The 10158-nt window shown below is 63.3% G+C and carries 9 protein-coding genes and 1 pseudogene; 5 read left to right on the top strand and 5 right to left on the bottom strand.

Features of this window, described 5'->3' with window-relative positions:
- The 3 genes and pseudogenes from WCB02_RS02315 to WCB02_RS02305 form a co-directional block, all read left to right on the top strand.
- Positions 1 to 330: pseudogene (locus WCB02_RS02315) on the top strand (helix-turn-helix domain-containing protein); the annotation flags it as partial.
- A gap of 35 nt (positions 331 to 365) precedes the next feature.
- A complete protein-coding gene (locus tag WCB02_RS02310) occupies positions 366 to 1055 on the top strand; it encodes a PQQ-binding-like beta-propeller repeat protein (RefSeq protein WP_423955936.1) in 690 nt (229 codons plus the stop codon).
- A gap of 102 nt (positions 1056 to 1157) precedes the next feature.
- Positions 1158 to 1616 (top strand): SRPBCC family protein, encoded by a 459-nt coding sequence (locus tag WCB02_RS02305; RefSeq protein WP_423955933.1) that lies wholly within the window; start codon positions 1158 to 1160, stop codon positions 1614 to 1616.
- Between the two features lies 1 nt (position 1617).
- Here WCB02_RS02305 and WCB02_RS02300 read toward each other — a convergent pair whose 3' ends face one another.
- Both WCB02_RS02300 and WCB02_RS02295 read right to left on the bottom strand, forming a co-directional pair.
- The gene (locus WCB02_RS02300; RefSeq protein ID WP_423955931.1) at positions 1618 to 1968 is read right to left on the bottom strand and encodes a Lin0512 family protein; all 351 of its coding nucleotides are present in this window, start codon (positions 1966 to 1968) and stop codon (positions 1618 to 1620) included.
- Between the two features lie 228 nt (positions 1969 to 2196).
- A complete protein-coding gene (locus tag WCB02_RS02295) occupies positions 2197 to 3474 on the bottom strand; it encodes a L,D-transpeptidase family protein (RefSeq protein ID WP_423955929.1) in 1278 nt (425 codons plus the stop codon).
- An 812-nt stretch (positions 3475 to 4286) separates the two neighbouring features.
- On the opposite strand from WCB02_RS02295, the gene WCB02_RS02290 reads away from it, so the two are divergent.
- Complete coding sequence (locus WCB02_RS02290) at positions 4287 to 4427, top strand: hypothetical protein (RefSeq protein ID WP_423955927.1); 141 nt, start codon at positions 4287 to 4289, stop codon at positions 4425 to 4427.
- Between the two features lie 18 nt (positions 4428 to 4445).
- On the opposite strand, the gene WCB02_RS02285 is transcribed toward WCB02_RS02290, so the two are convergent.
- Together WCB02_RS02285 and glgA are read right to left on the bottom strand one after the other, a co-directional pair.
- Positions 4446 to 5156, bottom strand: a complete 711-nt coding sequence (locus WCB02_RS02285) for a hypothetical protein (RefSeq protein WP_423955925.1) — start codon at positions 5154 to 5156, stop codon at positions 4446 to 4448.
- A 349-nt stretch (positions 5157 to 5505) separates the two neighbouring features.
- On the bottom strand, positions 5506 to 6996 hold the full coding sequence (gene glgA / locus WCB02_RS02280; RefSeq protein ID WP_423955923.1) for a glycogen synthase GlgA: 1491 nt from the start codon (positions 6994 to 6996) through the stop codon (positions 5506 to 5508).
- A 253-nt stretch (positions 6997 to 7249) separates the two neighbouring features.
- Here glgA and WCB02_RS02275 point away from each other — a divergent pair, with 253 nt between their 5' ends.
- The gene (locus WCB02_RS02275) at positions 7250 to 8206 is read left to right on the top strand and encodes a dihydrodipicolinate synthase family protein (RefSeq protein WP_423955920.1); all 957 of its coding nucleotides are present in this window, start codon (positions 7250 to 7252) and stop codon (positions 8204 to 8206) included.
- 29 nt (positions 8207 to 8235) lie between these two features.
- On the opposite strand, the gene WCB02_RS02270 is transcribed toward WCB02_RS02275, so the two are convergent.
- Positions 8236 to 9945: a cell envelope biogenesis protein TolA gene (locus WCB02_RS02270; RefSeq protein WP_423955918.1), complete on the bottom strand. Its 1710-nt coding sequence runs from the start codon at positions 9943 to 9945 to the stop codon at positions 8236 to 8238.
- Positions 9946 to 10158 lie beyond the last annotated feature (213 nt).

Genomic DNA, 10158 nt, shown 5'->3' with positions numbered 1-10158 from the left:
CTCCGGACGCTGGCCGGCGTCAGCGCGACAAGCCACGGGTTTGTGCTGGCGCCGCGCGGCGCGCGCGAGGTCGTCGTGCTGGCACGGCCGGTCGAAGACCAGCATGCGGCAGTGCTCGCCTTTCTCGCCGACGGCGAGTCGTGGTCGAGCTCGGCGCTGGGGCTCGCGCTCGGCGTTGGCCAACGCACCGTGCAGCGCGCCCTCGACCAGCTTGCGGCCGCAGGCAAGGTGCAGTCGTTTGGTCGCGGGCGAGCCCGACGCTGGATGACCCCGCCGGTGGCCGGATTCACGACGACGTTGTTACTCCCGGCTCCGCTGCCGAATGGTTAGCGTGGCCGCCATTGCCGAATGACAAGGAGCGCAACATGAAACGATCAGCGGCTGAAATTCTCCATGAATACGGGCCCTTCCCCGGTGTCGACAGTGTACACGGGGTCACCTATGACGGCGAGCAGGTCTGGTTTGCTGCCGGCGACAGACTGCTCGCCTTCGATCCCGCGAGCGGCAAGCCGCTGCGCTCGATTGACATCGCCGCGCACGCCGGAACGGCCTTCGACGGCAAGCATTTGTTTCAGATCGCTAAGGATCGCATCCAGAAGATCGATCCGAAGACCGGTGATGTGCTCGACACGATCCCCGCACCCGGCGGTGGCCGTGACTCCGGACTCGCCTGGGCTGAAGGCACGCTGTGGGTGGGCCAGAACCGGGACCGCAAGATCCATCAGATCGATCCCCAGACCGGCGCAATCTTGCGCACCATCGAGTCGAACCGCTTCGTCACCGGCGTCACCTGGATCGACGGAGAACTTTGGCATGGCACCTGGGAAGGCGACGAGAGCGACGTGAGGAGGGTCGATCCGCACACAGGCGAGGTCCAGGAGCGGCTCGAGCTGCCGCACGGTACGGGTGTGTCCGGACTCGAATCCGATGGCGGCGACCGGTTCTTCTGTGGCGGCGGAGTCAACAGTGCCAAGGTGCGAGCCGTCCGTCGGCCGAGGCAAGCCGCCGCGGCCAGGAGCGATTCCAAGGTCCCCGCAGGCTCGAAGCGCAAGTAGTCGACGCGCCCGTTGGGGCTTGATGAGAGCTTGCGTCAACTTTAGCTTCAGACGCATCGCCGCGCGCTGCAACAAACCGGTCACTGCGCTGGGTAGGCCGTCATGATCCCGCTGGCATTCGAGGCAGATATCCGCGCAAGTGCCGAGCGGGTTTTTTCGCTGCTGGCCGACTTGCGCGATTATGACCGCTGGCTGCCGCCCTCATCGTCCTTTCGCGGCACCGTCAAAATATCCGACGGGCCGATCGCGGTCGGCACCACCTATATCGAGCCCGGGCCGCTCGGGACGCGGTACGGCGTTGTCACCGACATGGTGCGCCCGACCCGGCTGGCGTTCGAGCAGCCGATGACCTTGAAGCCCCGCTGGACCGGCGCGATCGGCATCAAGCTATCGCATACGCTGACTCAAAACGGTCCCACCGTTCATCTGCTGCGCGCGCTTGAACTCACACCGCAGGGACCCATCCGTTGGGCGATGCCCATTGTGGTCAGGATGTTCCGCGCCGAGAATGCGCGAATGATGCGGACGCTCAAGGCTTACGCCGAGGCAAATCCGGGCTGAGCTAGCCGGACGCGCCGTCGTCCAGGCTCACGATCACGGCTGCGTTGGCGATGACGATGGCATCGCCGCCACTCTCGGCTGGAATCTCGAGCCCGCCCTTGACCGCGGTGACGGTCACGGTGCCGTAAGGCAGCTCTTTCGCGACTTCGGCCGCGTTGACCGCGCCGGGGTCCGGCACGCCGATCGTGACATCGACGAACATGTCCTTCGCGGTCTTGCCCACCATCCGGAAGAAGCCGACGCTGGAGTGCCGGATGGCATCCGACACCGCGCGCCTGGCAGCCTTGGTGGCGTCTTTGCCATGAACGTCAACGCCCATGCCCATTTCGGTGAGACAACGCACGCGTGCCATTTCAGTCCTCTTTCGTTGAATGGAAGGAGCTATTCGGCTTCATGATTCTCCGGGCCCGGCTCCAGGCCCGGCTCTGCGCCCACTCGATCTCTGTCATATGCGAAGCTTGCCGCGCGAGTCCATTCACGCTGTCGTCCTGCGGCGCGTGGTCCAGACGTGTCGCGTGGTCGTGTCACGGGAGAAGCGCTTCAGTGGATCGCGATCGCCGATGTTCAAACTTCCGGGACGTTACTTGCAGGCTGCCTCACTCGATCCACCGGACCGCCATCGCGACGCGCTGCCGGACCAGCAGGACGCCGGCAGGAGCTTGAAGCCGTAGAACGATCGCCCTGGTTGCGCGTGTTCCGGCGGCGCTGCTTCGGCGACCTTCGGTCTGGGACGACAATCGGACGCCTCGTCCGTTTGTCGTGGCGTGCCTCTCCCGGGGTCGATCTCCCCTGCTCCGCATGGCGCGCGTGGCACGTTGGCAGATGTAACGTTGGCAGGTGGAACGTTGGCGGCTGGAATCCTGGCGGGTGGATTATTGGCGAGTGGTATATTGGCGGGCGGCCTGACATCGGCCAGCACGCGACGGCTGACCGGCGGCGGTGGCCGCATCGCGATCGGCCGATATGCACGCTGAATCGGAGCGAACTCCGGAATGTCACCGATGTCCCGATACCGTATCACGCGGGGAGGCGGCGGCGAAAGGCCTCGTTCTGCCGCGACCTCGCGCCCCGGGAACGGCGGCGCGTCGGGGCGTGGATCGTCCATCTGCGGCCGCACCGCAATCGGCCGATAGGCACGAGGGATCCGCTCGAACTCCGTCATGTCCCCGGTGTCCCGATGACGTATCAAGCGGGGCGGCGGCAAGGGCAGGCTTCGTTCCGCCGCGACCTCGCGCCCCGGCAATGGCGGCGCATCAGGGCGTGCATCGTCCGGCTGCGGCCGCACCGCAATCGGCCGAGAGGCGTGCGGAATCGGGGCGAGCTCCGGCATGTCACCGGTATCCTGATAACGTACCACGCGTGGCGGCGGCTCGGACAGGTTTTGCTGCGGCGCGGCCTCGCGCCCCGGTAATGGCGGCGCGTCAGGTCGTGCGTCGTCCGTCACCTCGATGGTGGTCTGGTCCGGGCCTTCCTGTTGCACCAGGTCGAACAGCAGTTCGGCATGATGGGGATGCAGCCGCACGCAACCATGCGACGCCGGTCCGCCCAGCTTGTCGATCGCGTAGCTGCCGTGGATCGCATAGCCATTGTGGAAGAAGATCGCATAGGGCATCGGCGAGTTGTAATAGGCGCGGGAGAACCAGTTGCGCTCCATGCGCTGAGGCGTGTAGACGCCGTTCGGGGTTGCCATCTCATCGCGGCCGGTGGAGACGGGCCACATATAGCGCACATAGCCGTTCTGGATGACCATCATGCGTTGCGTCGCCTTGTCGACGAGAATATCGAGCTTGGCCTCGGCGCCTTCGATGCCGACGAACCATGCCAGCGCCGCGGCGAGGATGGCGGCATGGCCGCGCATGACGAACTCCACCGATTTTTGCTGGGTCGATAACGCAAATGAATCCGGGTGCTTTTTTGGCTAAAATCAGACTGGGCTCCGCCCGCACGCGGCTGCGCGTGCGCCATTGATCGCAAAATGCTTGTGCGATCGGCAGTTAACGACAGGAGCTAATTGTTCACCATATCTGCAAAGCTCTTCGCACCGCCCATCTCGGGCATCGCCGGTCGGCATTTCGTTGTTTCGCGCGCCGGATTGATCATTTGCTGAGCAGAATTGCGCGCCTATTGCGACGATTCAGCCGCAGCGACGGCGCCACGGTGAGGCGACAATCCGCCGCCCGCCCAAATGGTGTCGAAATCTCGGCGTCGAGACATCTGCATTGCGGCCACCGCCGCCTGTCTGCAAAGTTGTGTCGCCGCCGCGCATGCAATCAGTGCGTGTGCCAAGCGCTGCCGAGCTCTGCGAACGATCTCGAAGGTGCCTCTCCACCTTTAAGATCGTCACATCCGAAAAATCCGTTCACCAAAAAAGTGTTCCGCAGAGTGAAAGTTTCCGCCGCCTTGAACGCTCCAACTCGTGCCCTCAAAAATGCCAGAATCAAACGTCCTTTTAGCGGTCAGTGCACCATGGCTACGTCGACAGCGGCATTCGTAGTCCCACTCTGGGCAACCACATTCTAAAGCGCGCGCGCATTGCGAGTGAGGGAGCATGCTTATTGGGCCACGTATTTCACGCGTGACCGCTGAGCCTGCGACAAGGTCCCGTTGCCGGTTGCGACCAATCAAGCAAGGTTTTTTGGCGTTTCGTCGCAGCGCAAGGAGATATGCGCAGTGAATTTTGGTTTTGTGCTCTCGCTCGTCCTGGTGATCCTTGCGGTCGTTGGCGTGTTCATCGAGATACCGATTGTCAGCAACTACGCCTTCTGGTTCGCGATCGGCGCCTACATCATGCTCGCGGGCACCAGGGTCTAGTCCGAGTTCGCCGCTTGCTCAGCGTGATCCGAGGTTGAGAATTCCGACGATGCCGGACGCGAGCATCCCCAGGGGACCGCCCGACAATGGTCGCGACACATCTTCCACGTCATATGGAACATCCCGCAATGACCGCTCCTCCGGCTCGGATGGGTCGGCATCCCAGCCGGAGCGCTCGTAGCCGTAGGGAACGGTTTCGTAGCCGTTCCCTCCCCAAACCGGCGCGGGAGGCCGTGGCGCCTCCTCCTCATAGCGATAGCTGGAAGGTTCGTAGCGATAGCCATACGGCGTACGCCAGCCCCTGACACCACCATAGCCATACGGGAACGGCCGCGCATAGGATCGATAGCCGTAGCCATATGGATAGTAGCCGTAGTGACGGCGATAGTAGTGGTGCGCAGGCCAGCCATAACGCCGCTCGACATAGTCGCGTTCGACGTAGTGGTAGCGGCGCTCATAGACGAGACCCGGTCGTGAACCCGAATAGCAATGACGGTAGCAGCCGCACGCTGAGCAGCCGCGGTCGTAGTAACGGTAGCGGGGCGCGTAACGATAGGGTGAATAACCGCAACGGTAGGAACAGGGCGAGGAACCGTAATAGGATTCGCCGTAGTAACCGGCTTGCGCGGGCGCTACGACCACGACGGAACCGAGAATTGCGAGGACGCCTGCGACGATCAATGCCAATCGGATTCGTCCTGGCGGGCGGGCGGTGGCAGGACTGTTCATGGTAACCTCCAACATGCGAGCGCTTGGTCAAGCCACAGTCGTGGCAGAAAATCCGACTAAAGTGCGACCGGTTGCACACGCAACCAAATCGGCGGCTGCGCACCCGCTTTGCACGGATCACAAATCCAGTTCGACCTGTGGCGACGACGGCGCGGCGGTGGCCGATCTAAGTGACAGGAAACACGACGGTTTCGATCAGAGTTCCGCTGCGGCCGCCGCGGCCGATCCCAGTTCCGCTATCGCGGTTAACCATCTTCTTTGGAATTTTTTCGGCTTCCAGCGCGAACGTGATGCCCGGACGCGACGGTCGACGGTCGACGACACGCGCGCCTCTACGACAGCGGCAATGTCAGGCAACCTGCTCCTGGGGCATTTCGACCAGCCCGCGAAAAAGATCGGCGTAGCGGCTGGCCGGATTGCGCCACGACACGTCGGTCGACATGCCGTTGCGCTGGATCCGTCGCCAGGCAGCGACGTCGTGAAACGTTGCGCAGGCCCGCAGCAGCACATCGGCAAGATGTTCGGCGGTCACCGGTGCGAACTTGAACCCGGTCTGCCTGCCGCCGGTCACGGCCACATCCCCGGCGTCGACGACGCTATCCTCCAGGCCGCCGACACGGGACACGATGGGAACCGTGCCGTATCGCAAGGCACAAAGCTGCGTCAGACCGCATGGTTCGAACCGCGACGGCACCACGACCGCGTCCGCGCCTGCCTGGATCAGGTGGGCCAGGCCTTCATCATATCCGATCGAAACGCTCACCCGCTCCGGATCGGCCTGCGCGGCCGCGCGGCACCGGTACTGCAGCCCGCGATCCCCGCTTCCCAGGATGGCCAGCTGCATCCCCTCGCCGACGATCGTCGGCAGCGTATCGAGCAGAAGATCGATCCCCTTCTCCGTGGACAATTGACCGATGATGCCGAGCAGAAACGCGTCCGGCGCGGGCCGCAGGCCCAGCCGCCGCTGCAGCGCCACCTTGTTGACCGCCCGGTTCTTGAGAGCCTCTGCTTCGAAACAGCTCGGCATGTCCGCATAGAAACAGCCGGGGATGTGAGGATCCGTCGCAGGATCCCAGACCGAAATGTCGATGCCGTTGGTGATCCCGCTGAGGTCAGAGCATCGGTCGCGCAAGAGACCGCCAAGTCCCACACCACCCTCGTCGCTCAGGATCTCCTTGGCATAGGTCGGCGAGATCGTCGTGATGCGATCGGCAAAATACAGACCGGCCTTGAGGAACCCGATCTGTCCGTAATATTCGACACCGTGAACCGAAAAGGAGTCTTCTGGCAAACCGAGCGCAGCGAGCATCTCGCGCGGGAACACACCTTGATAGGCAATGTTGTGAACCGTCATCACCGTCGCTGGACGTCGCCGCTTGCTGTAATGCAGATACGCCAACGTGGGGGCGGCGTGCCAGTCATGGGCATGGACGATGTCGGGGACAAAGGACGGGACGGCCCCAAGCGCGATATCGGCCGCAACGCGCGACAGCGCCGCAAAGCGCAACGCGTTGTCCGGCCAATCCGCGCCCTCAGGCGTGAGGTAAGGGTTTCCGGGGCGCGCGAACAGGTGCGGCGCATCGAGCACGAACAGGCCGAGTTCACAGGATGTCGCCCGCAGCAGCCGGGCGTCGCCGCCGAAAAAGTCGGGCAGATGAAGCACGCCTTCGACAGACCCGAGCGACATCATGACACCAGGATATCCCGGCACCACCGTGCGGACCTCGATGCCCTCCGGTTTCAACGCGATCGGCAGTGCGCCGGTGACGTCGGCCAGCCCGCCAGTCTTGATCAGGGGAAAAATCTCCGAGGCGACCGAAAGCACGCGAATGGACTTCATGCACTCAACCCGTCGAACACAGTCTGGGTGACCACGCAGACTCGCAAAACAATTTAACTACGAGCGATTCGTAGCCCTTGATGATGTCGACATTGAGTCTGGCGGTCCGCCGCTCTACCCTCTTTGCGTGTTATTATATATTAATCAACCTAAGCGGAAATAAACATCGCCCCCCAATACCGCCGTTGGTGATACAATGCGCGTTGGTTTTCGGGATGCGCAGAGCATCGTTTGAACAAGGGAGCTTCCGAAAATGACACGGCATCGCGACTATGTTCCTCACGGCGTCATCCCGGCAGCCCTGCTGCCGTTCAATGACGATTTCTCCATCGACGAAGCGAGTTTCCGCAAGCATCTACGCGACATCGCCGCGGTCGAGGGATTGTCGGCGGTCACCGTCAATGCCCATTCGACCGAAGTCGCGTCCTGTTCCGACGACGAACAGCAGCGGGTGATGGACATCACTGGCGAGGAAATTGGCGCCAAGCTGCCTGTCATTCACGGTGTATGGGCGGACGGCAGTTACGCGGCGGCGCGGATCGCCCGTCGGGCGCAGGCAGGCGGGGCGTCCGCGCTTCTGATCTTTCCGCCGGCTCCGTTCACGCTCGGGCAATCCGCCGAAATGGCGGTCGCGCATTTCAAGGCCATTGCCGATGCCGCCGATCTGCCGCTGATCGTGTTTCAATATCCGCTATCGACGGGGCAAGGCTATCCGGCCGCAACGCTTGCCCGTCTCTGCGACGAAGTGCCGACCATCCGCGCCATCAAGGACTGGACACAGGCCGTTCCGCAGCACGAAGATCATGTGCGCTCGCTGCAGTCGCGCGACCGTCCGGTCAACGTGCTGTCCACCAACAGCGCATGGCTGCTCAGTTCGCTCGTGCTCGGCTGCAATGGTCTCCTGTCCGGCAGCGGTAGCGTGATTGCCGATCTGCAGGCCCAACTCTACCGCGCCGTTCAGGCCAACGATCTTGCGGAGGCCCGCCGGGTCAACGATCGAATCCATCCCGTTGCCAGCGTGTTTTACAGCGATCCCTTTGTCGACATGCACAACCGCATGAAGGAAGCGCTCGTGCTGCTGGGCCGCTTGCCACGTGCCGTCGTTCGGCCGCCGCTGGTCAAGATCAGCGAAACCGAAATCGCTCGTCTCCGCCTGGCCCTCGTCAAGGCAGCGTTGCTCGATGCCGAAGCCGCACGAAGCGCCGCATAAGGGGCGGACTCAAGCACTCCGTGGCTGTTCTATTTTGACGTCCCAACGTCGTTCTGTCCGCGAGCATCGTCGGCTTTCGCTGCCGCAACCTTGCCGGCGGCAATGCCGCGCGACACCTCGGCATCTTTGCCTGCCGCCAGTTCACGCGCCTGCGCGATCCATTTTTCGCGATGGATGCGACCCGAAAAAGCCAGATAGCTGCCGACCCATTTGACATTTTCGTCGGTCCAGGCCGCCATCTGTGAGAAGTGCCAGATGCCGAGGCCGTGCAGCCTGGCTTCGTTCTGCGGACCGATTCCGCGTATGCGCTTGAGATTGTCGGCCTTGCCGAGCGCGCTCACGAGACCGTAGGGACGCCGGCCCGGATGGGTGCCTTCGCCGTCGACGGCTGCCGCCTCTCGCGGAAGACTTTTGCCGAAGCTCTCGGCCGTGGCCGGATCAAGCGGTTCGTCCGCCTTGTCGTCGGCAAGAACGGCTCCGGATTTCAGGGCGCTCGAATGCTGGGTCTCGCCGCCGGCTGCCAGCCACTTGGCTTGCGCGATCCAGTGTTCGCGCTCGACCCTTCCGGGCGAAGCGATGTGGTGTCCGACCCAGATCGCCTCGTCGGGCGTCCAATCTGCAATCTGGCCAAACTGGTAGATGCCAAGCGCATGACAGGCTTTTTCAAGTTTGGGGCCGATGCCCTTGATCAGCTTGAGATCATCGACTTCGCCCTGTTCCGGTGACGCAAGGCCCTGCGGCTTGACGCCGGGATGAAACTCGTCGGCCACCGCCGGCATGGCGGCAACATCCGGCTGTCCTGCGACCTTCACGGCCGCTTCCATCCGCACTTCCGCAGCTTTCGCTTCGACGGCAAGACGTTCTTTCTGGACGGCGTTGACGGCGGCAGCAAGCCGCGTCTCCTTGGAAGCGTCGGCGGCCAGACGTCCGTCTCCAGCAGCCTTTGCGGCCGCGGCTAGACGCTCCACTTCGGCAGCTTTCGCTTCAAAGGCAAGACGGGCATCCTCCGCGGCCTTGGCGGCCGCGGCTAACCGCGCATCTTCGGCAGCCCTCGCCGCAGCGGCTCGACGCTCTTCATCAGCGGCCCTTGCTGCCGCCGCCATGCGTTCCACCTCGGCCGCTTTCGCTTCAAGGGCAAGACGGGCATCCTCTGCGGCTTTGGCGGCCGCGCGCGCATCTTCGGCAGCCCTCGCCTCAGCGGCCAGACGCTCTTCCTCCACCGCCTTGTCTTCAGCGGCCTTCTCTTCCGCAGCCTTCTCTTCCGCAGCCTTGGCGGCCGCCGCCGCGGCCACCAACTCGGCAGCATTCGGTTCAACGGCAAGGGGCTTGGCAACAGCGGCGTCTTCCATGGCGACCGCGGCGGCGTCCTGGTCGGATCTTACGGCCGCCTTGGCGCGTGCACCCAGCACGGCCCTGTCGACTTGCGCGTTGCCGGCAAGGATCGCGCGCGCCAGTTCCCTGCGAGATCTCAGGGTGCGCAGCCAGCCTCCCAACAGTCCACCCAGCGCATAGCAGAACAACAGCAACAGAAATGTCTCTAGATAAACGTCGGCGCGCTGCGGCAGCGCCACGAGAACCGCAACGGCCAGCCCTGCCAAACATGCGGCCACGCTCCAACCCAGCAGATGACTGGTGCCCCCTTCCCCGGCAAAGCGCCACCGCAGCCAGTAACCGACGACGCCGCCCGCAAGCAGCGCCGCAACGAACCACATCCAATCGGTCGTGATGAGATACTGCATGACGCGTGTTCCTCCCAGCCAACTTCGGATTCGACAGACCGCACAATCACGGGGACGTCGCTCAAAATCTCAGAGAGACCAAGAGGTCGAAGCGAAATCGTCCATATCTGAACCGTGGATCCGGTGACGCCAAAAGCGCGATTGGACTTGGCTGCGCGATTCGCGGTTGCTTCGAGCGTCCGCAACGAATCCTGCGAACTCAGGCGAAATCAC

It is taken from the genome of Bradyrhizobium sp., assembly GCF_049581145.1.
Lineage (GTDB): Bacteria > Pseudomonadota > Alphaproteobacteria > Rhizobiales > Xanthobacteraceae > Bradyrhizobium.
The sequence above is the reverse complement of the archived record's forward strand: the minus strand, read 5'-3'. Positions and strand labels throughout refer to the sequence as shown.

What these genes read in the sequence shown, in the direction of transcription:
- WCB02_RS02310 (WP_423955936.1), top strand. Translation starts at nt 366, where the DNA reads ATGAAACGATCAGCGGCTGAAATTCTCCATGAATACGGGCCCTTCCCC.
- WCB02_RS02305 (WP_423955933.1), top strand. Translation starts at nt 1,158, where the DNA reads ATGATCCCGCTGGCATTCGAGGCAGATATCCGCGCAAGTGCCGAGCGG.
- WCB02_RS02300 (WP_423955931.1), bottom strand. Translation starts at nt 1,968, where the DNA reads ATGGCACGCGTGCGTTGTCTCACCGAAATGGGCATGGGCGTTGACGTT.
- WCB02_RS02295 (WP_423955929.1), bottom strand. Translation starts at nt 3,474, where the DNA reads ATGCGCGGCCATGCCGCCATCCTCGCCGCGGCGCTGGCATGGTTCGTC.
- WCB02_RS02285 (WP_423955925.1), bottom strand. Translation starts at nt 5,156, where the DNA reads ATGAACAGTCCTGCCACCGCCCGCCCGCCAGGACGAATCCGATTGGCA.
- glgA (WP_423955923.1), bottom strand. Translation starts at nt 6,996, where the DNA reads ATGAAGTCCATTCGCGTGCTTTCGGTCGCCTCGGAGATTTTTCCCCTG.
- WCB02_RS02275 (WP_423955920.1), top strand. Translation starts at nt 7,250, where the DNA reads ATGACACGGCATCGCGACTATGTTCCTCACGGCGTCATCCCGGCAGCC.
- WCB02_RS02270 (WP_423955918.1), bottom strand. Translation starts at nt 9,945, where the DNA reads ATGCAGTATCTCATCACGACCGATTGGATGTGGTTCGTTGCGGCGCTG.